Below are 23,858 nucleotides of genomic sequence, written 5' to 3'. Positions count from 1 at the left end.
GTGCCCGGGGCCGGGGCCGCAGGCCCTTCGTCAACGGGTCAGCGGTTGATGAAGACGTAGTCGGCCCGGTACGGCACGGCCACCTTCCGCTGCTTCTTCGGGTCGCAGGTGCCCGAAGGCGCCACCCCGCGCTCGGTGTTGAGGCGCAGGATCTCCGTCGTCCGCGAGAACTTGCCGCTGTGCTTGCCGGCCTGCTTGGCCGCCAGGTCCAGTTCCGGGATGTTCTTCGTGCCGTTCGGGATCTTGGAGAGGAGCTTGCCGGTGACGTCCGAGCCGTCGGAGGCCACCCACGCGGGCGGGCCCGCCGGGCCGGGCTTGGCGAAGCGGTGGGCGATACGCCCCTCCAGCCGTGCCCGCACGTTGTTCTGTGTGAGCGCGAACTTGCCGTCGTCCTGCTTGGTGCAGGCGTAGACCTGCGAACCCTTGATCACGCCGTACCGCGAACTGCTCAGCATCCGGTGCATGTTGGCCTTCGTGGCCAGCTTGTGGACCTGTCCGCGCACGGCGCCGCCGGGGAACTCGCCGGTGTGCAGGTTGAAGTAGAAGCCGTTCGGGTCGGTACGCAGCGTGTTGAGCAGCTGCTTGTCCTTGACCGTCACCTTTCCGGTCACGGTCGTACGGCCGCCCTCGGCCTTCTTCGCGAAGAACGGGATCTTGATGTCGCCGTTCTTCCCCCTGACGCCCTGGTGGATATGCGCGGCCGTGGGTGTCGCGATGCCCCGGAAGCTGAAGGCGAAGGACACCTTGGTGCCCTTGATCCGCATCAGCGCGAGCGCCTTGCCGTCCTTGTCGCCCACGGCGGGACCGCCCGCCACGGGCACCTCGTTGGCGCCGTTGAGGCTGCCCGCGAAGAACGTGGCCCCGGCGCTGCTCACGTCCGAGCCGCTGAGCGTACCGAGCCCGCCCGCCGGTGCGGCGTCATCCGCGCCGTGTGCCGCGTGCCCGTGCGCGCTGCCGTGGCCGGCGCTCTCGCGGACGCTGCTCGCGCCGTCGTCGCCGTCGCCCGGCAGAACGGCCAGGCCCACCCCGGCAGCCGCGGCGACAGCGGTGACGGACAGAGCGAGGGCCGTGGTGCCGCTGCGGTTCTTCATGGCTGTTCCCCCTGATCGAATGGGCCGGTGCCCCCGCACCGGCTCTCGTCGGGTCTTACGGGCAGCCGCGGCGGAGCACTCAATCGGGAAATGAGCGCTGTCTCACACGGGTTCTGTTGAACGGACAGGCCTTCGCGTCCGTATCGCGCCTGAGAAGACATTGGGACAACGTCCCGAGGAGACCGAGGAAACAACGACCGAAGCAGCCCTCGACCGGAGGTATTCCGTTGCGCGACGATGCCGTCGTGGCCGCCGACAGCACCTCGCCGAACGACGCCCTCATGAGGGCGCTCTATGACGAACACGCAGGACCGCTGCTCGCCTTCGTGCTCCGGCTCGTGGCAGGCGACAGACACCGGGCCGAGGACGTCGTCCAGGAGACGCTGCTGCGTGCCTGGCGCAATTCCGAGCAGCTCGGCCGGGCGACGGGATCGGTGCGCCCCTGGCTGGTCACGGTCGCGCGGCGCATCGTCATCGACGGGCACCGGGTGCAGCAGTCCAGACCCCGCGAGGTGGACCCGGCGCCGCTGGAGGAGTTGCCCGCGCCCGACGAGATCGACCGTACGTTACGCATGATGACGATCTCCGACGCCATGACCGACTTGAGCAGTTCGCACCGGGAGGCACTGATCGAGACGTATTTCAAAGGCCGAACGGTGAACGAGGCGGCGGGGGTTTTACGTATACCTCCAGGGACGGTCCGATCACGTGTGTACTACGCGCTGCGAGCGCTGAAGCTCTCGCTGGAGGAAAGGGGGGTGACACCATGACCACGCAGAACTCGCCCGGTTCCGCGGCCGAGCCCGTTCAGCACACCGACGTGGCCGCCTACGCGCTCGGCGTCCTCGACGCGGCCGATGCCGAGCTGTTCGAGGAGCATCTCGCCGGATGCGACCGGTGCGCCGTCGAACTGGAATCCGTGACGGCGCTCACCCCGTTCCTCGCCGAGCACGCGTGGCACGGCGGACCTCCTCCGACACCGGATGGCCCGCCGCCCGAGCTGCTGGACCGGCTGCTGGCCAGTACGGCGGCCGAAGCCGACGCCGAGCGACGCAGACGCGGTACGCGCCGCCTGTGGCTGGTCGCGGCCGTGTTCGCGCTGATCGTCGGAGGGCCGTTGGCCGTCCTCGCGGTGAGCGGCGACGACGGCGACAGCCGGTCCCAGCACTTCGCGAGCCCCGCCCGGCAGATGTACGAGCACGGCGAGAAGATCGGCACGGTCGACGCGAGTACGAAGATCCGGGCCACCGTCTCGCTGGAGAAGAAGCCCTGGGGCACCCATGTCGCGCTCAAGCTCGGGGATTTACGAGGTCCGCTGGAGTGCGAGCTGATCGCTGTCGGTGAGAACGGCAAGAAGCAGACCGTCACCACCTGGGCCGTACCGCGGCACGGCTACGGCATCAAGGGCACCAAGTGGGACGAGCCGCTCTACACCCACGGCGGCGCGGCGTTCTCCCGCTCCGATCTCGCCCGCTTGGAGGTCCGCACTCTCGACGGCCGCCGCTTGGCGACCATCGACGTCTGACCCGGGCCACGGGCGGGTGGAAGGCCGCCCCGGCCAACGCGGGTCGCAGAAGGCGGTGACCAGTTTGTTCAACTCCTCGGCGCCGGCGTACGGCATCCCGTGGTGCGTCACGCCGGGGAGCACCGCCGTCTCCACGTCCGGCAGCCGCCGCCGCGCCGCCGCCGCGACCCGCTCCGCGTCGTGGACGCGGCTCGCCCCCGCGAGGACCACCAGCGTGGACGAGCGGGCCGTCGCCCTGGGCCGGTCGTTCTTCGGCCCGCTCATCGAAGACGTCGTCGGCGCCGTCGAGGACCTCTCGGAGCCCGAACTCGCGGCGGTGCGGCGGCTCTTGGCCGCCGTACACGCCGGAGTCACGACCAAGCGCCACGGGTTACCCCGAAGGCCGCCGAGGTTGCCCGGCCGAGGTCCCGGGATATTGCGCCGAGTGCCGAAGTGTTGCTGGTCTAGTGTCTGCTGGATGTGGATATCGCCGCGCAACGACCGTCACCCGGGCACGGGTTTCCGCGGGGGATGGCCCCTCTGGCTGCCCGCCGTTTCCGAGGCGGCACCCAGTGCCGCGTCAGCCGTGGTGCGCGGGGAGCCGAGGCCGTCGCGGAGCGCCGTCCGGCCGGGCGTGGTCTCCGGTCCTCGGAATGAGGGCCAGGCATGACGGCGTGGGAGATGCTCGCCGTCTTCGTGGCGGGCATCGGCGCGGGCACGATCAACACCGTTGTCGGCTCCGGGACACTGGTCACCTTTCCCGTTCTGCTCGCGACCGGCCTGCCGCCCGTCACCGCGACGGTCTCCAACGCGCTCGGCCTGATCCCGGGTTCCATCAGTGGCGCCATCGGCTACCGAAAGGAGCTCGAGGGCCAAGCCCGGCGCATCCTGAAACTGAGCGTCGGCGCCCTGCTCGGCGGCCTCACCGGCGCCACGCTCCTGCTGGTCCTCCCCGCCACGGCGTTCGAGCGCATCGTGCCGGTTCTGGTGGGCCTGGCCCTTGTCCTGGTCGTCCTCCAGCCCGCCATCAAAGAGAAGGTGCGGCGTCGCCGCGCGTCGGCCGACAGCCCTGTGCGCCCTGACGGCGGCCCGCTGCTGTTCGCCGGACTGACGCTCGCCAGTGTCTACGGCGGCTACTTCTCAGCCGCCCAGGGAATCCTCTACGTGTCCTGGATGGGCATACTCCTCGACGAGACACTGCAACGTCTCAACGCCCTCAAGAACGTCCTCGTCGCTGTGGTCAACGCCGTCGCCGCGCTCTTCTTCCTCTTCGTCGCGGACTTCGACTGGACGGCCGTCGCCCTCATCGCGGTTGGCTCCGCCCTGGGCGGCCAGATCGGAGCCAAAGTGGGCGGACGCCTCAGCCCCACAGTCCTGCGCGCCCTCATCGTGACGGTCGGCACCGTGGCCATCGTTCAACTGGTGGTTCATTAAGGGGCGGCCGGCAGGATCGCTCACAGGGGACGGACGCCCGGCGTGGCCAGGCAATGGCGATCGCTTTCGAGGCGGTCAGGTCGACGCGGCCGTCGAGCTGGGCGGCCCGACGGCGATCGACGGCCTGCTCGTCCGGGGCCCGCGACGAGGCGCAGTTTGACGCGAAGGGCCGGTCAGGGCGCGACCGCCGGTTCCGCGCGCCCGACCGCCTGCCCGTCCCCGTGCTCGTCCCCGTCTCCGTGCTCGTCCGCGACGCTCCGGAGTGCCGTGCGCACCTGGTCCCGTAGCCAGGTGTGGGCCCGGTCGTCGTCGTAGCGCTGGTGCCACGCCAGTACGAGTGGGGCCGGTGCCGTGTCGAAGGGGAGGGGCAGCGTCAGCAGGCCGAGTTCGGCCACGACGGGACGGGACGTCAGCTCGGGCACGACGACGAGCACATCGCTGTGCTGGGCGATGCGCAGCGCGGCGGCCCCCGTGGGCGCGGCGGCGATGACGCGCCGGGCCGATCCCCGCTCCTCCAAGAGGTCGTCGACGGGATCGCGGAGGCGGCCCCGGCGCGAGATGGTGAGGTGGTCGGCCGCCGTGTAGGCGTCCAGGGTGAGCGCGCCCCCGGCCAGGGGATGGGCGGCGCGGAGCACGACCACCAGCGGGTCGTGGGCCACGGTCTCGTGGCGGATGTCCGGCGGCGTCGACGAGGTCGCGCTGACCGCCAGGTCGACCCGGCCGTAGCGCAGGTCCATGGCCTCCGCGTCGGTCTCGGCCAGCAGCCGCAGCCGTACGCCGGGGGCCCGTCGCCGGACGGCGGCGAGCAGGCCGGGGCCGATCGCGTGGGTGACCGTGTCGTTCAGCCGCAGGGTGAAGGTCCGGTCGAGAGTCTCCAGTTCGAGGTCGTGCTCGGGCGTCAGCACGGCGTGCGCCTGCTGGACGAGCGTGTGGACCTGCTGGCGTACGGCGAGCGCGTACGGAGTGGGCGTCATGCTGTGACCCGTGCGGACCAGGACCTGGTCCCCGGTGACGCGCCGGAGACGGGCCAGCGCGCGGCTCATGGCCGGGGGAGTGAGGTGCAGCCGGTGCGCGGCCCCGGCCACGCTGCCCTCCTCCAGGAGGGCGTCCAGCGCGGTCAGCAGATTCAGATCCAAGTGCATGGCGGTCACTTTAGGGCTGGCAAGCATGCTCTGGACGTCAGTTCGCCCGTTTCCTCGTGGCAGGTGGGCGCGGGGACCGGTGCGGCGGCCCAACTGCGCTGTTAACGTCACCCTCTTGAGCGAAGGGGAGAGGACGGCACATGGCATCGTCTGGGTTCCGTATCGGCGGGGATCTGGAAGTGGGACGGCTCGGGTTCGGTGCCATGCGGTTGCCGACGGAGCCGGGGCCGGGCCGTGAGGCCTCCGTCGCGGTCGCCCGGCGGGCTGTCGAGCTGGGCGTCACCCTGATCGACACCGCGTACATGTACGGCGGGGGAGCCAACGAGGAACTCCTGGCCGAAGCCCTGCACCCTTACCCGGATGGGCTGCTCGTCACCACCAAGATCGGCCTTACCCGGTCGGGCCCTTCGGGCGAGTGGAAGCTCGACGGGCGGCCGGAGGTGCTGCGCGATCAGGTCGAGCAGGCGCTGCGGCGGCTGCGCGTCGAGCGGATCGAGCTGCTTCAGCTGCACCGTATCGACCCGGATACGCCGCCGGCCGACCAGCTCGGCGCGCTGCGGGATCTGCGGGCCGAGGGCAAGATCGGCCGGATCGGACTGTCCGAGGTCAGCGTCGGCGAGCTCAAGGAGGCACGGGAGATCGTCGATGTCGCGAGCGTGCAGAACCGCTACAACCTGCTCGACCGCGAGCACGAGCCGGTGCTCGCGGCCTGCGAAGCGGAAGGGATCGCTTTCCTGCCGTGGCGCCCTGTCGCCTGGGGAGAGTCGGGGGCGAGGGCCGAGGTAGCCGCCGTGGCGGCCGAACTTGACGCCACCCCCACGCAGGTCGCGCTCGCGTGGCTCCTGGGCCGCTCACCGGTCATCCTCCCGATCCCGGGTACCGCCCGGATCGACCACCTGGAGGAGAACGTCGCCGCCGAAGACCTCCACCTGTCCCAGGCCCACCGCGATCGCCTCGACCAACTGTCCGAGCCGGCATAGGGGTTGTGCCTGGACGTCGCCCGGACCGGAGCGGATGAGGGCTGCGGGCCGATGAGGGGTCGCGGCAAGCGCCTGCGGGAGCTGGGTCGTTTCTTCCAGGTCACCGGCCGGATCACCGGCCGGACCGGCTGATGATGCCTGCGATGCGCGGCCGGGTGGATGGCGGTGGTCTTGTCGTATGCGCGGCTCGTTGCATACGCGGGACCGCCTCAGCCCTCGTTGGCCTCCGACTCCGCTGCCCCGGGGACCGTCTCGCCGGTGATTCCGGCGAGGCGGTGCTGCGCGCACGCCAGTACGCGGCCCTGTCGCAGTTCACGCCGCAGGAGCCGCGTACCGCTTCTCCGGCCTGACCTCCACCGTCGTCGACCGCGAGCGCAAGGCCGAGGACATCCTGCGCGACCTGAAGCGGTTCTACTTCGACACCGCGCTGTCCGCCAGCCCCAGCGCCCTGCCCGCCCTGCTCGCCTTCGCCGAGCCCGGCCACGTCCTCTACGGCAGCGACTGGCCCTTCGCCCCGCAGGAGGCCGGCAGCTACTACAACGACTTCCTTGAGACCTACCCGAACTTCACCCCCGGCCAGGCCGAGGCCGTCAACCGCGAGAGCGCCGAGGCCCTCTTCCCCCGCCTCGCCCCCTGACCCCACCGTCACGGCATCGCGGGTGCCGGCTTCGGGCCGCTGTCGCGGGACTGGCGGTTGACGGTCCGGCTTCGGTACGGCGGCAGCCCTTCAGTGCCGGGCCGCCTCCCACGCCTCGCTCTTCAGGAAGTACGTGTCGTAGACCTCCTGCACGTCGCGCAGGCTCTCCGGCGGCACCTTTCCGTACGCGATGCGCTCCAGGTGGCGGAAGTACTCGAACCGCTCCACGCCGGGCGTGATGACGATGAGCAGGTCCGCCCTCTCACCGGGTGCCGCGGCGAACGCGTGGGCGAGCTTGGGCGGGACGACGACCAGGTCGCCGCGCTCGGCGGTGAGGACCTGGTCGCCGGACAGCAACTGGGCGGCCCCGTCCAGCACATAGAACATCTCGGCCGAGTTGTCGTGCCGGTGCGGGGCCGCGCCGTTCGCGCCGGTGTCGAGGGTGACGCGCTGGGTGGACAGCGCGCCGCCGGTCTGGCTGCTGTCGGCCAGCAGACGGACGGTGGTCGGGGCCCGGCCGACGGTCTCGGCCTCGACGGAACGGACGACGACAGCGTCGTCGAAGTCCGGCACGAACAGTGACATGGTGCGGTCTCCTTGGTCTGGCCCGGGAGAGAGCGGCTGTGCTCACTCGCCAGGAGGACGTTGTCCTTACGGACAAGGCCTACCCCTGACGCGCCATCCGAGAGCAGCCGCGCAAGCGCGGCATCCGAGCGGTCATCCCCGTCCCGGCCGGTCAACACGGCCACCGCCTGCGGCGAGGCGACCGCGGTGGTGGATCATCGGGTGCCTTCTGGTCCGCCCGATGATCCGACGGAGTCCTCGATCGTGAGCTACGGAGGAAGGCGCCGAACGGCCCTCCGTCGTGGCAGGGCGGGCCGCCGCTCGTTGCTGAGCATGTCCCACCCGGCAGCGTCGGCACCTGGACGGCGGACCGCCTGTCACAGCAAACGGTCAGGGTCCTCGGCGCCGCACAAGTGCATCACTGTCGAGCGGAATTGCTTCGCCGCGCCCTGTGCGTCCATGCGACCGACGCGGATCTGATGGTCGGCGGCGTGGCCGAGTGCGATCACCGCGGCGACCAGCCAACTCGTCTCCAGGGCGGTCGTGAACTCGCCGCTGTCGCGCCCACGGCGGATCAGGTCCTCCAGACGCTGCTCGATCGGCACGTGACGCGACGCGTCTGCTTCCGGGGCGCTGTCTGAATGACCGAACGCCGCCTGCTCGGCCAGCAGTGTTCCGGTCGCGGTGAGGAATCGGCCAAGAGCTTCAGGGGCCGTGCCGGCCTCAAGATCAGCAGCTTCCAGAACGGCGAACGCCCGGCGGCTCAGCTCGTCGTGCACCGAAGCGAGGAGTGCCTCACGGGTGCCGAAGTGCACGTAGGCGGTCTGCCGTGTCACACCGGCCATGGAAGCGATCTCCGCCATGCTCGCCTCGGGGCGCTCGGCAAGCACCCGGACCGCTGCCGAGACCAGCGCGGCACGGTTGCGTTGGACCTCTACCCGCTGACGGCGACGCCTTATCTCTGACACGATTGACAACTATATGGCACGTCTCAAGACTGACAGGCATGTCAGACATAACTGAGCCGGCGGCGCGCCGCCTCCTGATCGACCACACCCGCGACATGGCCCTCTCCGACGAGGACCCGGCACACATCGTGGATCGCACCCTGACCGACGATGCCGTCTGGGTCACCGACGGCACGGAGCTCACCCGCGGCCAGCTGATCGCGCATGCGGCCCCGGCCCGCAAGAACGTCACCGCCGGCCACATGAGGATCGACGATCTCCTCGTCGACGGCCGCCGATTCGCCGCACGCTGCTGCCTCACCGCGCAACACCGCAAGCTCGGCCGCGTAGTGAGCGAGTGGCTCCTGATCGGCGAGGTCGCCGAGGACGGACGGGTGCGGCGCATTCACCAACTCGGCCGTACGCCCACCGCGGAACCGGAGACGGGGGAGTGATCCGCCTACGCGTCCGGCTCGTTCAGGGCCTCGCCCTGATGTCCACCGGCGCCCTCGCCGGCGCATTCGGCTACGGAGCGGCCAACCTCGTTCCCACCTTCAACGCCGTACCGCTCGACGTGCGGCTGTCCTTCCACGCCCAGTTGATGCAGATGAACGGGATCACCATGCAGGGCGCCATGGGCACGTCGGCGCTCAGCCGCTCAGTCGCGGCACTTCTCGCGCAGCTGTACTCAGGGGCTGTTCGGGTGGAGGACGATCTTCGTCCAGCCGTCGTCGCGGGCGTCGAAGTGCTCGTAGGCGCTGGGCGCCTCTGAGAGGTCGAGTTCGTGGGAGACGATGCGGCTCGGTTCGGCCTTGCCCCCGGCGATCAGGTCGCGCAGGGCGCGGTTGTACCGCTTGACGGGTGCCTGTCCGGTGCCCATCTTCTGGCCCTTGAACCACATCAGGCCGAAGTCGAAGGACACGCGGCCCTGTGCTTCGAGCGTGCCCTGGATCTCCTCGCCGCCCGGGTCCTCGGGGAGGAAGACGCCGACGACGCCGATGCCACCGGTGAAGCGGACGGCGTCGATCAGGCCGTTGAGGGCCAGCGCCGCGTCCTCGCGGCCCTGCGGGTCGTGGGCCTGGTAGCCGACGCACTCGCAGCCGTTGTCGGCGCCCAGGCCGAGGGTGGCCTCCTTGACGACCTGCGCGGGGTTGTGCTCGGCGGTGTTGACGGGGATCGCCCCCATCTCCTCGGCTACGCGCAGCCGGTCGGGCTGGTGGTCGGCCACCCAGACGCGGCCGGCGCCCTTCAGGAGCGCGGAGTAGGCCGCCATCAGTCCGACGGGGCCCGCGCCGTAGACGAGGGTCTGGTCGCCCGGCTTGACGCCGGCCATCTCCGTGGCGTGATAGCCGGTGGGGAAGATGTCGGCCAGCATCACGTAGTCGACCTGGCGCTCCGCCGCGTCCTCGCCCAGTCGCAGCGCGTTGAAGTCGCCGTACGGCACGCGCAGCAGCTCCGCCTGACCGCCCTGGTACGGGCCCATGTCCGGGAACCCGTAGGCGGCGCCGGCCATCGCCGGTTCGGGCTGCATGGTCAGGCAGTAGTTCGTCAGCCCGCGCTCGCACTGCTTGCAGAAACCGCACGCGATGTTGAACGGCAGCACCACGTACTCCCCGATCCTGACCTTCGAGACGCCCGAACCCACCTCGACGACCCGCCCCAGGTTCTCGTGCCCCAGCGCCCGGCCGGTCTCGAAGGAGGTGCGTCCTTCGTACATGTGCAGGTCGGAACCGCAGATGTTGGTGCTGGTGACCTCTACGACGATGTCGCAGGGGTGCTCGATCTTCGCGTCCGGCACGTCCTTGACCGTGACCTTCCGCGGGCCTTCGTATACCGCTGCCTTCATGATCGCTCCCTTACGGTGTGCGCGACCCGGGCCCCGGCTCCATGCTTACACCCATTTGCCCCATATGCGACTTCGAGGCGGGACTACTGCTCGGCGGGCTCGATGGGGGGAGCCGTGTGGTGGCGGAGGAAGACCATGCCGTTGTCGAAGCGGCGCTCCTGGCGGAGGACGAGGGGCGTGGCGAAGCCCTCGGGGAAGTGCCGCTTGCCGCCGCCGACCAGGACGGGGACGACGAAGAGCTGCCACACGTCCACCAGGCCCGCGCGCACGGCGTGGGCCGCCAGGCCGGGGCCGCCGATGAGCAGATCGTGGTCGGTGGTCTCCTTGAGGCGCTGGACCGCCTCCGGGTCGAATTCCCGCTCAAGCGTGGTGCGGGCAGTGGTGACCCGCTCCAGGGAGCGGGAGTACACGATCTTGTCGGCCGCCTGCCAGATCTCCGCGAAGTCGCGGCTCGCGTCCGAGTCGTCGTCCTTGGGGTGGTCCGTCTCCCAGCCGGTCATCATCTCGTACGTCCTGCGCCCGTACAGATGCGTCCCGCAGTTCCGTTCCAGATCGTTGATGAAGGCGTGCACCTCCTCGTCGGGCACGGCCCAGTCGAAGTTGCCGCTCTCGTCGGCGATGAAGCCGTCGAGCGAGGTCAAGGCGGTATAGACGAGCCGGCCCATGAGGACTCCCTTCGCAGGCTGCCAGTGTGCCAGCGCGTCGGGAGCGCAGTCCTGTTGCGACCTGTTGCCATCTGTCGCGGCCCGGGCGACGACGGGGCGGTCCGCCCCGTCGTCGAGTCGGTCCGCCTCCTGGCCGGCATCGCCCGGACCCACAAGCCCCTGGAGCCGGGAGGGGGCCGTGGGTCAGGTGAGGGCGGCCAGGCCCTCGGCTCTCAGGTGAGGGTGGCCAGGATCTCGGCCGTCGTGGCGGTTTCGCCCAGGCGGGGGAAGACGCCCTCCACCGAGGCCCGGTGGCCGTCGGCCGACATGTCCGTGCAGGCGTCCACGGCGACGGTCACGTTGTAGCCGTGCTCGTGCGCGGCGCGGGCCGTCGACTCGACGCCGAAGCGGGTGGCGATCCCGCCGAGCACGACCTGCGTGACGCCCCGGCGCCGCAGCTCCAGGTCGAGCGAGGTGCCGTAGAAGGCGCCCCAGCTCTGCTTGGTGACGTGGATGTCGGTGTCCTGGATGTCGAGTTCGGGGACGAGGTCGGCCCAGTCGGGGGCCGGGGCCTCGCCGCCCCTGCCGCTCAGCGGGGTCTCGATACGGCCGGGCGGCGTGCCCGTCACATTGACGAGGACCACGGGCAGCCCGCGCAGGCGGAACGCCGTGGCCAGCCGGGCTCCGCGCTCGATCACCTCGGCCGGGGTGTAGGGCGCGCCGGGGATGCGCGTGATGCCCTTCTGGAGGTCGACGAGCACGAGCGCGCTCTTGGGGTCGATGGCGCTGAGGGCCATGGGGTGCTCCTTGCGAAGGGGGAAGGGGATGGAAGGGGATGGGAAAAGGGCGTCATGAACGGCCGTGCAGGGCGCGGTCGGTGACGGTCAGGACGCACAGCGCGAGGCTGAGCACGGCCGTCGTCACGGCTATGAGGTGCAGGCCCGCGTCGTCGGCCTGGTGGCCGTAGAAGAGGGCGATGAGGCTGGACGCGGTGATGGCGCCGAGGTATTGCGAGGTGCGCTGGAGCCCGGCGGCGGCGCCCACGCCGTCGGCGGGCGCCTGCGCGGCGACGGCCGCCTGGTTGCTCGTCCCGGCCAGCCCCTGGGGCAGGCCGAACAGCACGGAGGCCGCAAGCAGCACGGCCAGCGGGGTGCTGCCGTGCGCGATGGCCAGCATCCCGGCACCCGCGAGCAGCAGTACGGCCGTCAGCATGAGGGGTCCGCGTATGCCCTTCGTACGGGCGCCCAGCAGCGAACAGAGCGCCGCCGCCAGCGACATGGGCAGCATGATCAGACCCGACTGGAACGAGGAGAAGCCGTGCGACTCCTCCAGCCACTGCGCGAAGCCGTACATCACGCAGTAGATGACCAGGTACGTCAGCCCGTGCCGCAGGTAGGTGAGCACCAGCGGCCGGTGCCGGGCAAGCATCCGCAGGTCCAGGAAGGGCGCCGGACGCCGCAGCTGCCACCACACGAAGGCGGCGGCCAGCACCGCGAACGGCACCAGCAGCACCCAGCGCGGGTGGGCGAGCTCCATCAGGAAGAGCATCGCGGTGGTGAGCGCGGCGGCGAACAGGAGGATGCCGAGCGCGTCGATGGAGGCGCCCCGGCCGGTCCGGCGGGGGCGGTCGGGGGCGTGGGTGACATCCGCGGCCGGATCGGCGGGGCCGACGGTGGACTCACCGCGTGCGTCCTCGCCGCGTGCGTCCTCGGCGCGCGCGTCCTTGGGGAGCCACAGCAGCGCGAGGGCCAACCCGGCAAGCGCGATGGGCACGTTGACGGCGAAGATCGCACGCCAGCCCACCGTCGCGGCCAGCAGCCCGCCCAGTACCGGGCCGGTGGCGGCACTGCCCAGCGCCGCCAGGGACAGCCGGGCCAGCACCGGACGCGGCACGGGCCGCCCCAGCCGGGACGCCTCGGCGCGCAGCAGCGCCATCGCGCACGGATACGCGGCGGACGTGCCGATGCCGAGCAGTACCCGTGAGGCGATCAGCCAGCCGAAGGCGGGCGCCGCCGCGCCCACCACCCCGGCCGCGAGCGCGATCACGAGCCCCGCCAGGAACACCCTGCGGGGCCCGAGCAGATCGGCCAGCTTGCCCATGGTGGGCTGGGCCACGGCGCTGGCGAGATAGAGCGAGGCGATCAGCCAGGCGGTGTCGGCGGCCCCGACGCCGAAGCCGTGCCCGATCGCCACCAACGCGGTCGCGATCATCGTCGAGTTGACCGGGTTGAGCAGCGAGCCGAGCAGCAGCGGTGCCATGAGTCGGACGCCGAACGCCCGCCCATCGGCCGGGAGTTGAGTGGTGGGGGAGGAGGATCCGGTGGCCTGCCCGAGCGCGCGGGTCATCGGGCGGCGTCTCCCGGCGGGGCCTCCCCGAGTGCGGCTTCTCCCGGCGCGGCCCCGCCGGGCGCTGCTTCGTTCCCCCCGGTCTCGTCCGGAGCGGGCTCTCCGGGCGGGGCGTCGTCCTCGGCGACCAGTCGCCTCAGCAGCGCCGCGGCCTCGGTGAGCGTGTGCTGTTCGCCGGGGTCGAGGCGGGTGGCGATGGCGTCGGCCAGCCAGTCGTGCTTGGCGCGGCGGACGGCCTCCAGGGTGTGCGCGCCCCGCTCGGTCAGCGAGAAGACCACCTGCCGGCCGTCGGTGGGGTGCGGGCTGCGGGCCAGGATGCCCTGCTCCTCCAGCGCGCCCACGGTGACCCGCATCGACTGCGGGCGCACCAGCTCGGCGCGGGCGAGCGCCGCGATGGTCGTCGGGCCCGAGCGGTCGATCCGGCCAAGGACCGACCGCTGCGTGGGCGTGAACGCGCCCGCCGGTGACGCCGCGCGCAGCCGTCGGCTCAGCGCGGCGACGGCGGTGGAGACCTCGGCGGCCATGCGCTCGTAGCCCTGCCCCGGCTCCTGCTCCAGAGGTGGCATGCCTCCACCGTAGGACGTCGACAGGGAAACTTGCAAGTCTTCCTGTCGATATACGACCCCGGTGAGACCTCGGGGAGAACGGACCGCTCGGCGCGTGGTGGCCGCCCGATCACAGGCCGTACGATCCTTGTTTCAGTCGAAGCCCAGGAGTCGGGGGAGTGGGCATGAGGTCGCTGCGCGCGGAAGACCCTGAACGCATCGGTGAGTACCGCTTGTTGGGACGGCTGGGCGAGGGCGGGATGGGCTGTGTGTACCTCGCCCAGTCGCCGCGCGGACGCACCGTCGCGGTCAAGCTCGTACGGCGTGAGCTGGCCGAACACGTGGAGTTCCGCCGCCGCTTCGAGCAGGAGATCAGCGCGGCACGCCGCGTCGGCGGCGAGTGGACGGCGCCCGTCCTGGACGCGGACCCGGACGCCGCCCAGCCCTGGGTGGCCACCGGCTACATCGCGGGCATCTCGCTGCACGAGGCCGTCGCCGGACGCCGCGCCACGCTCCCGGAGCGCACCTTGCGCATCCTCGCCAACCGTCTCGGCCTCGCCCTGCGCGCCATCCACGAGGCCGGGCTGATCCACCGCGATGTGAAGCCCTCGAACATCCTGGTCACCATCGACGGACCCCGCGTCATCGACTTCGGTATCGCACGGGCGCTGGAGACGGTCGCCGACGGCAATCTGACGCGCACCGGCGACGTCATCGGCTCCCCCGGCTTCATGTCGCCCGAGCAGGTGCGCGGCGACCACCTGAGCGCGGCCAGCGACATCTTCTCCCTCGGCTCGGTGCTGGCCTTCGCCGCGACCGGCCGTACGCCCTTCGGGAGCGCGGGCAGCGCGGGGCACGCGCTGATGTACCGCATCACCCACGTGGAGCCCGACCTGGAGGGGGTGCCGGAGGGGCTGCGGTCCCTGGTCGCCGACTGTCTCGCCAAGGGTGCCGACGAGCGTCCCACGGTGGCGGCGCTCGTGGAGCGTACGGCCGACCCCGAGGACGCCCCCGGCCCCTCGGCCACGGCGGCCGACTCCGTCGAGCCCTGGCTCCCCGCGAGCCTCGTCGCCCACCTCGGCCGCCACGCTGCCCGCCTCCTGGACGCCGAGGTCCCCGGCGCGCAGGCGGCGGCCGACCGCGCCGCCGAGGCCCCCGCGATCCCGCCGCAGCCGGACGCCCCACCCGGGGCGCACACCCCCGGGTCCCCGGCCCCGGAAGCGCCGGGCCCGGCCGCGCAGGCCCCTGCCGGTGACGGAGAGGCGGGGCAGCCGAAAGCCGAACCGGACGCCGGAGGCGAAGACGGCGCCGCCGCCGACGACCCCGACGCCCAGGGCGGGGGATCGGCCGAGGATCCGGGGCTGCACGGCTTGGCCACCGTCACCGGCTCCGCACAGCCCGCACCCACGCCCACGTACGTACCCACCCCCACGAACGCCCCCGCCGCTGCCCCCGTCCCCGCCGTCCCGCCCGGCTGGCCCGAGCAGACCCCGTACCCCGCCTACACCCAGGCGCAGACCGAGCGTTCGCACCGGCGCGGGGTCCTGCTGGGGGCGCTCGGCGTGGTGCTGGCGCTGGTCTCGGGCGCCGGCACCTTCGTCGCGCTGCGCGTGTACGACTCCTCCGGTGAGGACAGCGGCAACAGGAGCAGCCCACAGGCGCACAAGACGCCCGACGCGGGCGGCCCCGTGCCCAGCAAGCCCTCCGGCGCCGACCGCACCAGCCCGCCGCCGGGCGGTGCCCTGCCCCAGGGCTATGTGGGTGCCTGGCAGGGCAGCGTCCAGGACGCCGACGGCTCGACGATCACCCGCCGCTTCGAGATCCGTCAGGGGGAGAAGGGCGAGGTCGTCGCCAAGACCTTCAACCTGCGCGACGACGCGATGTGCGAGGGCGAGGCCACCCTCGTCTCGTTCGGGTCGGGGATGAGGATCACCAGCGAGATCACCGAGAGCCACCCCGCGTCCAAGCCCTGTACCCCGTACGGCGAGCAGACGCTCACGCTGAAGCCCGACGGCACCCTCGGCTGGACCTACCCCGCCAGCTCCCTGTCCGCCACGCTGCGCCGCGTCACGGACACCGCACGGCCCGTCCCCCGCCGTTTGCTGGGCAAGTGGGAGGCCGAATCCGGGGAGGGCGGCGGCCTCACTCTCGACTTCGGCCAGGGCCGGGTCGGCACGGCCACCTTGAAGATGACGGGCAAGGACGACCCCGGGTGCGAGGCGACGATGCAGTTGGGCGCCGCGGACGGTGAAGCGCTCGTCTACGGCCCGGCCGGGTCCGGCGGGGAGGCGGCGGGTCCGTGCGAGCCCGCGGGCAAGACTCTCGCCGTCACCCTCCTGGCCGGTGACAAGCTCCGTCTGAACAGCCCCCAGGACACCTCCGACACAGCCCTCACCTTCGTCCGGCCCTAGGGACACCGCCGATCCGGCGGCGAGGGTTCCCTGCCGTCACCTCAACGCCGTTGGTCCAGCCCCAGGGCGTCCCTGGCGGCGGTCTCCGCTTCCTCCCCCAGCATGTGGTGCACGCTCTGGCCCGGCAGGGTGGGGAGCTCTGCCCAGTGGGTGACGGATTCGTCGTCCGGGCCGCCGTAGGGCGGGCGGATGACACGGTCGGAGTCGACGAAGACGTTGTGGTGGTGGGCCCCGTCCTCATCGATGTGATGGGTGGTGAAGTACATCGGCATCACCAGCCAGAAGGCCTCTCCCTCTGCATGAGGGGGCTCGGCCTCGCTGTCGGGCGGGTAGCGGCCCGCGGTCGCCGCCGCCACGGGTATGCCGTCCCTCGGCACCCTCTCGCGTACATCCACCCACTCCACGGCCGTGTCCATGTCCGCTCCCGGCTCCGGTCCTCCGTCGGGCGGGGCCACTCCCGCCGCCCCAGGTCCCTGGCTTGCGTCGCTGAAGGCTGAGCCCGCACGAGGCACGCCCGGCGTGTGCCAGTCAACCACGCGCGTCGATCAACCATCAGGTGATTCGAACAGCAACCCGCGAAGCCCCGGGGAGCGTTCAGCGGGTGGGCACTGTCACCGCCGAGGGGTCGTCGGCCGGGGAGGAGAAGGTCAGTCGGGCGTCGTCCGGGTTGTGTTCGGCGTAGAGGGGGTCGACGGTGTCGATGACGAGGGCGAGCCGGTGGCCCTCGGGGACGTCGTACGCCGTGGAGAACAGGTCGAGGTCCACGGCGAACGGCTTTCCCGGGGTGCGGTCGTGAAAGGTGTACGGCGCGTGCGACACCAGCTTGCCCGTGCCCAGCGGCCCCACGTCGTAGAGGTACGCGTAGAAGGTGCCGCTCTCCTTCGTGCTGGTCACGGTGGTGTGCAGCCGCGTAGTGCCGCGCACCCGCGTCGTCGCGTCGTCGCGCCCCGACTCCCACACCGCGGCGCGTGAGCGCGGCAGCAGCGGGACGGAGACGGTGGGCGGCAGCTTGAGGAACTGGTCGAGGATGCCCGAGAGGAGGACCGTGCCGCCGTTGGCACCCGAGTCGCGGCCCGTGGTCAGCGACTCCTCGTCGGACAGCGGGAGCGTGCGCTTCCCGGAGGAGACCTTGTCCCAGCTCGCGTAGCCCTCGTACTCCCCGGTGGAACGGGACTTGAGCCGCACCGGCTGCTCGGTGTCGATGCCGTTGTGCTCGCCCTTGAGGTAGCGGTCGAACCAGCGGTGGGCGTGCGACCAGGTGTCGTTGGGCAGCCCGAGCAGGCCCAGGCCCTCGGCCGTGGCGTGGTCGCCGGGGCGGAACTCCAGGCGCTTGGGGCCGCGCAGCTTCTCGTAGAAGTCGGCGTACTGGTTGGGCGGGAAGATCGAGTCGCCCCAGGCGTTGCCGAGCATGATGGCCGCGCCGTTGGCGTTGAGCTTGTCGAGGTAGGTCGCGGGGGAGCGCTTCTTGCCCCACGCGATCATCTCGTCCTCCTTGTCCAGGTTGGAGCCGAGGAAGTCCTCGAGGATCTGGCGCAGTTCGCGGCTCGGCCGCCCGGTCAGCTCGCCCGCGCCGCCGAGCAGGCCCGCGGACTGGAGGTGCTGGGTGCGCCCGCTGTAGATGGAGGCGATCAGGTCCGCCCAGCCGCTGAGCGCCGTGACGGCCTTGATCCGCTTGTCGTGCGCCGCCGCCAGCAGGCTGATGCCGGCGCCGTAGGAGACGCCGCCCATGCCGATCCGGTCCTTGTCGGCGGGGGTGTGCGCGAGCGCCCAGTCGATGACGCGGGAGGCGTCGGCGATGTCCTCGGGGCCGCCGGTCTCGATCTCGCCGCCGGACTGCCAGAAGCCGCGCGAGTTGTAACCGACCACGACATAGCCGGAGTCGGCGAGCTTCTTCGCCTGCGCGAGGTACTCGATCTGCGGGGTGGCCCAGCTGGTGGGCAGCACGATGAGGGGGTAGTCGCGCGCCGAGTCCCGCGAGGCCCCCTCGGGCAGTACGACGTTCGCCTTGAGGACGGTGCCGCCGTCGCCCTCGATGTCGACGAAGTCGATCCCGGACGCGGACGCGGCGGCGGACGTGGTGGCGGTGGCGTTGCCGGTGGCGCCCGCGTTGGCGTCAGCCGGAACGGGTCGCGCGCTCGCCGCCGGCGCGCAGGTCAAAGCGGTCGCGGTGAGCGCGCCCGCGAGGAGCGCGGCGGCGGTGGAGGCGGGGGAGTGGCGCATCTGCTGCTCCATAAGTCGGGGCCATGGCCGCGCCCGGCCGTGCGCGGGCCGGACGTCGCTTCGCGCGGCCCGGCGGGCGCCGTCGGCATCGCTGACGTCCGGACCACCGTGTTCGGCAGGGCCCGGGACCGGAAGACCACTCAAAGTGACTGGAGAGTAAGCAGCTTGGGCTACCGGCGGTAACCCGTCGGTAGGTTACGGACGGGTAAAGGTGCGAGGGGCCGGGAAGGTGTTGGGGGTGCCGGGGAAGCCGCCGGCGTCGGACGGCCCCGTCGGCTCGTTCGGTGCGCGAGCTCTTTCGGTGGGGAATCGGGAGCGGCCGGGCGCTCGCCCGCCCGCCCGTACCAGGGCGTTCGGCTCATCCGCCGGGTACGGCATCGCGTCGGGGTTCTTGTCAGGGGGTTCAAAGGCGACCTACGGTCGCATCCTCGCGTATATCTACGCGTGTCGAACGACGTTCTATCCCGCGCAGGACAAGGCTTCACCCCTCACAAAGGAGCCGCTCATGCCCGACGTTGTACGTGCCGCGCTGGTGCAGGCGACCTGGACGGGCGACACCGAGTCGATGATCGCCAAGCACGAGGCGCACGCCCGCGAGGCCGCCCGCCGGGGCGCGAAGATCATCGGTTTCCAGGAGGTCTTCAACGCCCCCTACTTCTGCCAGGTACAGGACCCCGAGCACTACCGCTGGGCCGAACCCGTCCCCGACGGGCCCACCACCCAGCGGATGCGCGAGCTGGCGCGGGAGACCGGCATGGTCATCGTCTCCCCGGTCTTCGAGACCGACGGCTCGGGCTTCTACTACAACACCGCCGCCGTCATCGACGCCGACGGCACCGTGCTCGGCACCTACCGCAAGCACCACATCCCGCAGGTCAAGGGCTTCTGGGAGAAGTTCTACTTCCGCCCGGGCAACCTCGGCTGGCCCGTCTTCGACACCGCCGTCGGCAAGGTCGGGGTCTACATCTGCTACGACCGGCACTTCCCCGAGGGCTGGCGCGCCCTCGGCCTGGCCGGCGCCCAGCTCGTCTACAACCCGTCGGCTACCTCGCGCGGCCTGTCCGCCCACCTGTGGCAGCTCGAACAGCCGGCCGCCGCCGTCGCCAACGCGTATTTCGTCGCCGCCATCAACCGCGTCGGCACCGAGGAGTACGGGGACAACGACTTCTACGGAACGAGCTATTTCGCCGACCCGCGTGGGCAGTTCGTAGGGGAGGTCGCGAGCGACAAGGAGGAGGAGCTGGTCGTCCGGGACCTCGACCTGGGCATGATCGACGAAGTCCGGCAGCAGTGGGCCTTCTACCGGGACCGACGGCCGGACGCCTACGGAGGGCTGGTACAGCCGTGAGTCTCCCGCAAGGCCCGCACACCGATCCCCGCTCCGACGTCCAGCGCGAACTGCACACCCGCCACCGGGCCGTGCTCCCCGACTGGCTCGCGCTCTACTACCAGCAGCCCTTGGAGATCACCCACGGCGAGGGACGGCACGTCTGGGACGCCGAGGGCCGCCGCTACCTCGACTTCTTCGGCGGCATCCTCACCACCATGACCGCGCACGCGCTGCCCGAGGTCACCAAGGCCGTCTCCGAGCAGGCCGAACGCATCCTGCACACCTCCACCCTCTACCTCAACCGCCCCATGGTGGAGCTGGCCGAGCGCGTCGCGGCCCTGTCCGGCATCCCCGACGCGCGGGTCTTCTTCACCACCTCCGGCACCGAAGCCAACGACACGGCCCTGCTGCTGGCCACCGCCTACCGCCGCTCCCACCAGATCCTGGCGATGCGCAACAGCTACCACGGCCGCTCCTTCTCCGCCGTCGGCATCACCGGCAACCGCTCCTGGTCCCCGACCTCGCTGTCCCCCCTCCAGACCCTCTACGTCCACGGCGGCGTCCGCACCCGGGGCCCCTACGCACACCTGGACGACGCGGAGTTCATCACCGCCTGCGTCGCCGACCTGGAGGACATGCTCGGCCAGACCCGGGGCGACGTGGCCGCGCTGATCGCCGAACCCGTCCAGGGCGTCGGCGGCTTCACGGCGCCGCCCGACGGGCTCTACGCCGCCTTCCGCGAAGTCCTCCAGCAGCACGGCATCCTGTGGATCAGCGACGAGGTGCAGACCGGCTGGGGCAGGACCGGCGACCACTTCTGGGGCTGGCAGGCCCACGACGCGGCAGGCCCGCCCGACATCCTCACCTTCGCCAAGGGCATCGGCAACGGCATGTCCATCGGCGGCGTCGTCGCCCGCGCCGAGGTCATGAACTGCCTTGACGCCAACTCCATCTCCACCTTCGGCGGCAGCCCCGTCACCATGGCAGCCGCCAACGCCAACCTCTCCCACCTGCTGGAGCACGACCTCCAGGGCAACGCCCGCCGGGTCGGAGCACTGCTGACCGAGCGGCTGCGCGCCGCGAGCGACGGGCTCGGCGTCGTCCGCGAGGTACGCGGGCGCGGCCTGATGATCGGCGTCGAGCTGGTGCTCCCCGGCACCGGCGCCCCCTCCCCGGAGGCGGCGTCCATCGTCCAGGAGACGGCCCGCGAGGGCGGCCTGCTCATCGGAAAGGGCGGCGGGCACTCCACCAACAGCGTCCTGCGCATCGCGCCCCCGCTCAGCCTCACCGCCGCCGAGGCGGAAGCGGGCGCCGCGGTCCTCGAAGAGGCCCTGCACACCGCCGAGAACGAGCTGTCAGGGAAGGCCACACCATGACATCGACCCTCATCAAAGGCGGCCTGGTCGTCACCGCCGCCGACGAAGTCCACGCCGACCTGCTCATCGAGGGCGGACGCGTCGCCGCCGTAGCCGCCCAGCACACCTCGGCCGCCGAGGCGCTCAGCGCGGACCGCACCCTGGACGCCACCGGCAAGTACGTCATCCCGGGCGGCGTCGACGGACACACCCACATGGACTTCCCGTTCGGCGGGACCTTCTCCAGCGACGACTTCGAGACCGGCACCCGCGCCGCCGCCTGGGGCGGCACCACGACCATCGTCGACTTCGCCGTCCAGACCAAGGGCCACGCCCTGCGCGAGGGCCTCGACACCTGGCACGCCAAGGCCGACGGACGCTGCTGTGTCGACTACGGCTTCCACATGATCCTCTCCGACGTGAACGAGAGCACGCTCAAGGAGATGGACGGCCTGGTCGAGGAGGGCGTGACCTCCTTCAAGATGTTCATGGCCTACCCCGGCGTCTTCTACAGCGACGACGGCCAGATCCTGCGCGCCATGCAGCGCACCGCCGCCAACGGCGGACTGACGATGATGCACGCCGAGAACGGCATCGCCATCGACGTCCTGGTCGAACAGGCCCTCGCCGCCGGGCGCACCGACCCCCGCCACCACGGCGAGGTCCGCAAGGCGCTGCTGGAGGCCGAGGCCACCCACCGCGCCATCCAGCTCGCCCGCGTCGCGGGATCGCCGCTGTACGTCGTCCACGTCTCCGCGCGCGAAGCGGTCGAACAGCTCGCCACGGCACGCGGGATGGACCTGCCCGTCTTCGGTGAGACCTGTCCGCAGTACCTGTACCTGAGCACCGACAACCTGGCCGAGCCCGACTTCGGCGGCGCCAAGTACGTGTGCAGCACCCCGCTGCGGCCCGCCGAGCACCAGGCCGCGCTGTGGCGGGCGCTGCGCACCGACGACCTCCAGGTCGTCTCCACCGACCACTGCCCCTTCTGCTTCACCGGCCAGAAGGACCTCGGCGTCGGCGACTTCTCCAAGATCCCCAACGGGATGCCCGGCGTCGAACACCGTATGGACCTGCTCCACCAGGCCGTCGTCGACGGCCACCTCACCCGCCGCCGCTGGATCGAGCTGGCCTGCGCCACCCCCGCGCGGATGTTCGGCCTCTACCCGAAGAAGGGCACGCTGGCGCCCGGGGCCGACGCCGACGTCGTCATCTACGACCCCCACGCCGAACAGACCCTCTCCGCCGCCACCCACCACATGAACGTCGACTACTCCGCCTACGAGGGCAAACGGCTCACCGGCCGCGTCGAGACCGTCTTCTCGCGCGGCGAGACCGTCATCGACCGGCGCGAATACACCGGCCACGCCGGTCACGGTCAGTACGTCCCGCGCGGCATCTGCCAGCTTTTGAATTGACGCGGCTTGAACTAACGCAGCCTGAACTGAAGGGCCTAGTCATGGACTTCGGACTCGTTCTCCAGACCGACCCGCCCGGCTCCGCCACCGTCGGCCTCATGCGCCGCGCCGAACGCAACGGCTTCCGCTACGGCTGGACCTTCGACTCGCCCGTGCTGTGGCAGGAGCCGTACGTCCTCCACAGCCGCATCCTCGCCCACACCACCCAGATGACCGTCGGCACGATGGTGACCAACCCCGGCACCCGCGCCTGGGAGGTCACCGCCTCCACCTTCGCCACCCTCAACGAGATGTACGGCAACCGCACCGTGTGCGGCATCGGGCGCGGCGACTCGGCGATGCGGGTCGCCGGGCGCCCGCCCGTCACCCTCCACCGGCTCGGCCAGGCCATCACCGCCATCCGCGACCTGGCCGAGGGCCGCGAGGCCGTCGTGGACGGCACCCCGCTGCGGCTGCCGTGGGTACGCGACGGCAAGCTGCCCGTATGGATGGCCGCCTACGGCCCCAAGGCGCTGGCCCTGGCCGGGCGTGAGGCGGACGGCTTCATACTCCAACTCGCCGACCCGGTGCTGACCGCGTGGATGACGGCCGCCGTCCGCGCGGCGGCGGCCCAGGCGGGCCGGGACCCGGCCTCGGTCACCATCTGTGTGGCCGCGCCCGCGTACGTGTGCGAGGACACGCCGGAGGCGCTCGCGCACGCGCGCGAGCAGTGCCGCTGGTTCGGCGGCATGGTCGGCAACCACGTCGCCGACCTCGTCGCCCGCTACGGCGAGCACTCCGACGCGGTGCCCGCCGCGCTCACCTCCTACATCAAGGAGCGCGACGGCTACGACTACGCCCACCACGGCCGCGCCGGCAACCCCGACACGGCCTTCGTGCCCGACGACATCATCGACCGCTTCTGCCTCATCGGCCCCGAACAGGCCCACGTCGCGCGGCTGCGGGAGCTGGCGGAGCTGGGCGTCGACCAGTTCGCGCTGTACGCGATGCACGACGCGAAGGAGCGGGCCATCGACGCCTACGGGTCAGGGGTGATCCCGGCTCTGGGCGCGCCGGCCTGACGGGAGTACGGGGGCGGCGGGTACGGGACGCCGCCCTCAGCTCTCGTTCTTTTCGAAGATCAGCGACTGGTAGTCCGGGTGCTTGCGCACCCAGCCCGCGAAGAAGGGGCAGACCGGCGCGACCTTGTCGCCCGCCTCCCGTGCCGACTCCAGCACCGCACGGGAGAGCGCCCCGCCCACGCCCCTGCCCTCGTAGTCCGGCTCCACCTCGGTGTGGGTCAGCGCCACCACTCCCGGGGCGCGGAGATACTGCGCGACCCCGGCCAGGGCCCCGTCGATGCGGGCCTCGTAGCGGCCCTCGGCGGGGTTGTCGGTGATCTCGACACGCTGGTCCCGGGCCTCGTCCTTGGTCTCGCCCATGCCTGCTGCTCCCTGACTCGGAC

24 protein-coding genes are annotated in these 23,858 nt (G+C 71.4%); 12 read left to right on the top strand and 12 right to left on the bottom strand.

Translation table 11 applies throughout. The annotated features are described in order from the left end of the window. Positions 1–38: 38 nt before the first annotated feature. Positions 39–1,091, bottom strand: a complete 1,053-nt coding sequence (locus tag OHB04_RS09040; protein WP_326807246.1) for a CHRD domain-containing protein — start codon at positions 1,089–1,091, stop codon at positions 39–41. Positions 1,092–1,372: 281 nt separating this feature from the next. On the opposite strand from OHB04_RS09040, the gene OHB04_RS09035 reads away from it, so the two are divergent. The 3 genes from OHB04_RS09035 (at position 1,373) to OHB04_RS09025 (ending at position 4,029) form a co-directional block, all read left to right on the top strand. Further along, the gene (locus OHB04_RS09035; RefSeq protein ID WP_442815084.1) at positions 1,373–1,861 is read left to right on the top strand and encodes a sigma-70 family RNA polymerase sigma factor; all 489 of its coding nucleotides are present in this window, start codon (positions 1,373–1,375) and stop codon (positions 1,859–1,861) included. Then, on the top strand, positions 1,858–2,616 hold the full coding sequence (locus OHB04_RS09030; protein WP_326687144.1) for a zf-HC2 domain-containing protein: 759 nt from the start codon (positions 1,858–1,860) through the stop codon (positions 2,614–2,616). Before OHB04_RS09035 ends, OHB04_RS09030 begins: the two co-directional genes overlap by 4 nt. A gap of 645 nt (positions 2,617–3,261) precedes the next feature. Beyond that, positions 3,262–4,029, top strand: coding sequence for a sulfite exporter TauE/SafE family protein (locus OHB04_RS09025; RefSeq protein WP_326687142.1), 768 nt, complete (start codon positions 3,262–3,264; stop codon positions 4,027–4,029). 173 nt (positions 4,030–4,202) lie between these two features. On the opposite strand, the gene OHB04_RS09020 is transcribed toward OHB04_RS09025, so the two are convergent. Further along, positions 4,203–5,171: a LysR family transcriptional regulator gene (locus OHB04_RS09020; protein ID WP_326687141.1), complete on the bottom strand. Its 969-nt coding sequence runs from the start codon at positions 5,169–5,171 to the stop codon at positions 4,203–4,205. Positions 5,172–5,311: 140 nt separating this feature from the next. Here OHB04_RS09020 and OHB04_RS09015 point away from each other — a divergent pair, with 140 nt between their 5' ends. Together OHB04_RS09015 and OHB04_RS09010 are read left to right on the top strand one after the other, a co-directional pair. Continuing rightward, positions 5,312–6,151 carry an aldo/keto reductase gene (locus OHB04_RS09015; protein ID WP_326807244.1) on the top strand — a complete coding sequence of 280 codons (840 nt, stop codon included), beginning with the start codon at positions 5,312–5,314 and terminating at the stop codon, positions 6,149–6,151. Between the two features lie 346 nt (positions 6,152–6,497). Beyond that, a complete protein-coding gene (locus OHB04_RS09010) occupies positions 6,498–6,788 on the top strand; it encodes an amidohydrolase family protein (protein WP_442815083.1) in 291 nt (96 codons plus the stop codon). Positions 6,789–6,878: 90 nt separating this feature from the next. Here the strand turns inward: OHB04_RS09010 and OHB04_RS09005 are convergent, their stop codons facing one another. Together OHB04_RS09005 and OHB04_RS08995 are read right to left on the bottom strand one after the other, a co-directional pair. Further along, the gene (locus tag OHB04_RS09005) at positions 6,879–7,373 is read right to left on the bottom strand and encodes a cupin domain-containing protein (protein WP_326687139.1); all 495 of its coding nucleotides are present in this window, start codon (positions 7,371–7,373) and stop codon (positions 6,879–6,881) included. Positions 7,374–7,729: 356 nt separating this feature from the next. Then, complete coding sequence (locus OHB04_RS08995; protein WP_326807243.1) at positions 7,730–8,320, bottom strand: TetR/AcrR family transcriptional regulator; 591 nt, start codon at positions 8,318–8,320, stop codon at positions 7,730–7,732. Between the two features lie 38 nt (positions 8,321–8,358). On the opposite strand from OHB04_RS08995, the gene OHB04_RS08990 reads away from it, so the two are divergent. Both OHB04_RS08990 and OHB04_RS08985 read left to right on the top strand, forming a co-directional pair. After that, positions 8,359–8,754: a nuclear transport factor 2 family protein gene (locus OHB04_RS08990; protein ID WP_326687138.1), complete on the top strand. Its 396-nt coding sequence runs from the start codon at positions 8,359–8,361 to the stop codon at positions 8,752–8,754. Next, entirely contained in the window at positions 8,751–9,071 is a 321-nt protein-coding gene (locus OHB04_RS08985; protein ID WP_326687137.1) for a hypothetical protein, read from the top strand. Before OHB04_RS08990 ends, OHB04_RS08985 begins: the two co-directional genes overlap by 4 nt. On the opposite strand, the gene OHB04_RS08980 is transcribed toward OHB04_RS08985, so the two are convergent. From OHB04_RS08980 to OHB04_RS08960, 5 genes are all read right to left on the bottom strand, one after another. Continuing rightward, entirely contained in the window at positions 8,988–10,145 is a 1,158-nt protein-coding gene (locus OHB04_RS08980; protein WP_326687136.1) for a glutathione-independent formaldehyde dehydrogenase, read from the bottom strand. The genes OHB04_RS08985 and OHB04_RS08980 overlap by 84 nt on opposite strands. An 83-nt stretch (positions 10,146–10,228) precedes the next feature. After that, entirely contained in the window at positions 10,229–10,810 is a 582-nt protein-coding gene (locus OHB04_RS08975) for a dihydrofolate reductase family protein (protein WP_326687135.1), read from the bottom strand. Positions 10,811–11,022: 212 nt separating this feature from the next. Further along, entirely contained in the window at positions 11,023–11,586 is a 564-nt protein-coding gene (locus OHB04_RS08970) for an isochorismatase family protein (RefSeq protein WP_326687134.1), read from the bottom strand. 52 nt (positions 11,587–11,638) lie between these two features. Further along, positions 11,639–13,135: an MFS transporter gene (locus OHB04_RS08965; protein WP_326687133.1), complete on the bottom strand. Its 1,497-nt coding sequence runs from the start codon at positions 13,133–13,135 to the stop codon at positions 11,639–11,641. Next, complete coding sequence (locus OHB04_RS08960) at positions 13,132–13,701, bottom strand: MarR family winged helix-turn-helix transcriptional regulator (RefSeq protein WP_405806135.1); 570 nt, start codon at positions 13,699–13,701, stop codon at positions 13,132–13,134. Before OHB04_RS08960 ends, OHB04_RS08965 begins: the two co-directional genes overlap by 4 nt. 164 nt (positions 13,702–13,865) lie before the next feature. Here OHB04_RS08960 and OHB04_RS08955 point away from each other — a divergent pair, with 164 nt between their 5' ends. Then, a complete protein-coding gene (locus tag OHB04_RS08955; RefSeq protein WP_326807242.1) occupies positions 13,866–16,091 on the top strand; it encodes a serine/threonine-protein kinase in 2,226 nt (741 codons plus the stop codon). 41 nt (positions 16,092–16,132) lie between these two features. On the opposite strand, the gene OHB04_RS08950 is transcribed toward OHB04_RS08955, so the two are convergent. Both OHB04_RS08950 and OHB04_RS08945 read right to left on the bottom strand, forming a co-directional pair. Next, positions 16,133–16,507, bottom strand: coding sequence for an AQJ64_40280 family protein (locus OHB04_RS08950; RefSeq protein ID WP_326687131.1), 375 nt, complete (start codon positions 16,505–16,507; stop codon positions 16,133–16,135). Positions 16,508–16,685: 178 nt separating this feature from the next. Next, on the bottom strand, positions 16,686–18,311 hold the full coding sequence (locus OHB04_RS08945) for a CocE/NonD family hydrolase (protein ID WP_326807241.1): 1,626 nt from the start codon (positions 18,309–18,311) through the stop codon (positions 16,686–16,688). Between the two features lie 505 nt (positions 18,312–18,816). Here OHB04_RS08945 and OHB04_RS08940 point away from each other — a divergent pair. The 4 genes from OHB04_RS08940 to OHB04_RS08925 are packed head-to-tail and all read left to right on the top strand — an operon-like array spanning position 18,817 to position 23,475. Beyond that, a complete protein-coding gene (locus OHB04_RS08940) occupies positions 18,817–19,659 on the top strand; it encodes a nitrilase-related carbon-nitrogen hydrolase (RefSeq protein ID WP_326687129.1) in 843 nt (280 codons plus the stop codon). Next, on the top strand, positions 19,656–21,017 hold the full coding sequence (locus OHB04_RS08935; RefSeq protein WP_326687128.1) for an aspartate aminotransferase family protein: 1,362 nt from the start codon (positions 19,656–19,658) through the stop codon (positions 21,015–21,017). Before OHB04_RS08940 ends, OHB04_RS08935 begins: the two co-directional genes overlap by 4 nt. After that, the gene (gene hydA, locus OHB04_RS08930) at positions 21,014–22,414 is read left to right on the top strand and encodes a dihydropyrimidinase (RefSeq protein WP_326687127.1); all 1,401 of its coding nucleotides are present in this window, start codon (positions 21,014–21,016) and stop codon (positions 22,412–22,414) included. The genes OHB04_RS08935 and hydA overlap by 4 nt, the downstream gene beginning before the upstream one ends. A 41-nt stretch (positions 22,415–22,455) precedes the next feature. Further along, entirely contained in the window at positions 22,456–23,475 is a 1,020-nt protein-coding gene (locus tag OHB04_RS08925; RefSeq protein WP_326687126.1) for a TIGR03842 family LLM class F420-dependent oxidoreductase, read from the top strand. A 36-nt stretch (positions 23,476–23,511) separates the two neighbouring features. On the opposite strand, the gene OHB04_RS08920 is transcribed toward OHB04_RS08925, so the two are convergent. Further along, positions 23,512–23,835 (bottom strand): GNAT family N-acetyltransferase, encoded by a 324-nt coding sequence (locus OHB04_RS08920; protein WP_326807240.1) that lies wholly within the window; start codon positions 23,833–23,835, stop codon positions 23,512–23,514. Positions 23,836–23,858 lie beyond the last annotated feature (23 nt).

This window comes from Streptomyces sp. NBC_01775, assembly GCF_035917675.1.
In the GTDB taxonomy this organism is placed as follows: domain Bacteria; phylum Actinomycetota; class Actinomycetes; order Streptomycetales; family Streptomycetaceae; genus Streptomyces.
This window is presented reverse-complemented; position numbering and strand designations above follow the sequence as displayed.

Excerpts from the sequence above, each read along its gene's own strand:
- OHB04_RS09040 (WP_326807246.1), bottom strand. The coding sequence starts at position 1,091 with ATGAAGAACCGCAGCGGCACCACGGCCCTCGCTCTGTCCGTCACCGCT.
- OHB04_RS09035 (WP_442815084.1), top strand. The coding sequence starts at position 1,373 with ATGAGGGCGCTCTATGACGAACACGCAGGACCGCTGCTCGCCTTCGTG.
- OHB04_RS09030 (WP_326687144.1), top strand. The coding sequence starts at position 1,858 with ATGACCACGCAGAACTCGCCCGGTTCCGCGGCCGAGCCCGTTCAGCAC.
- OHB04_RS09025 (WP_326687142.1), top strand. The coding sequence starts at position 3,262 with ATGACGGCGTGGGAGATGCTCGCCGTCTTCGTGGCGGGCATCGGCGCG.
- OHB04_RS09020 (WP_326687141.1), bottom strand. The coding sequence starts at position 5,171 with ATGCACTTGGATCTGAATCTGCTGACCGCGCTGGACGCCCTCCTGGAG.
- OHB04_RS09015 (WP_326807244.1), top strand. The coding sequence starts at position 5,312 with ATGGCATCGTCTGGGTTCCGTATCGGCGGGGATCTGGAAGTGGGACGG.
- OHB04_RS09005 (WP_326687139.1), bottom strand. The coding sequence starts at position 7,373 with ATGTCACTGTTCGTGCCGGACTTCGACGACGCTGTCGTCGTCCGTTCC.
- OHB04_RS08990 (WP_326687138.1), top strand. The coding sequence starts at position 8,359 with ATGTCAGACATAACTGAGCCGGCGGCGCGCCGCCTCCTGATCGACCAC.
- OHB04_RS08980 (WP_326687136.1), bottom strand. The coding sequence starts at position 10,145 with ATGAAGGCAGCGGTATACGAAGGCCCGCGGAAGGTCACGGTCAAGGAC.
- OHB04_RS08975 (WP_326687135.1), bottom strand. The coding sequence starts at position 10,810 with ATGGGCCGGCTCGTCTATACCGCCTTGACCTCGCTCGACGGCTTCATC.
- OHB04_RS08970 (WP_326687134.1), bottom strand. The coding sequence starts at position 11,586 with ATGGCCCTCAGCGCCATCGACCCCAAGAGCGCGCTCGTGCTCGTCGAC.
- OHB04_RS08965 (WP_326687133.1), bottom strand. The coding sequence starts at position 13,135 with ATGACCCGCGCGCTCGGGCAGGCCACCGGATCCTCCTCCCCCACCACT.
- OHB04_RS08960 (WP_405806135.1), bottom strand. The coding sequence starts at position 13,701 with ATGCCACCTCTGGAGCAGGAGCCGGGGCAGGGCTACGAGCGCATGGCC.
- OHB04_RS08955 (WP_326807242.1), top strand. The coding sequence starts at position 13,866 with ATGAGGTCGCTGCGCGCGGAAGACCCTGAACGCATCGGTGAGTACCGC.
- OHB04_RS08950 (WP_326687131.1), bottom strand. The coding sequence starts at position 16,507 with ATGGACACGGCCGTGGAGTGGGTGGATGTACGCGAGAGGGTGCCGAGG.
- OHB04_RS08945 (WP_326807241.1), bottom strand. The coding sequence starts at position 18,311 with ATGCGCCACTCCCCCGCCTCCACCGCCGCCGCGCTCCTCGCGGGCGCG.
- OHB04_RS08940 (WP_326687129.1), top strand. The coding sequence starts at position 18,817 with ATGCCCGACGTTGTACGTGCCGCGCTGGTGCAGGCGACCTGGACGGGC.
- hydA (WP_326687127.1), top strand. The coding sequence starts at position 21,014 with ATGACATCGACCCTCATCAAAGGCGGCCTGGTCGTCACCGCCGCCGAC.
- OHB04_RS08925 (WP_326687126.1), top strand. The coding sequence starts at position 22,456 with ATGGACTTCGGACTCGTTCTCCAGACCGACCCGCCCGGCTCCGCCACC.
- OHB04_RS08920 (WP_326807240.1), bottom strand. The coding sequence starts at position 23,835 with ATGGGCGAGACCAAGGACGAGGCCCGGGACCAGCGTGTCGAGATCACC.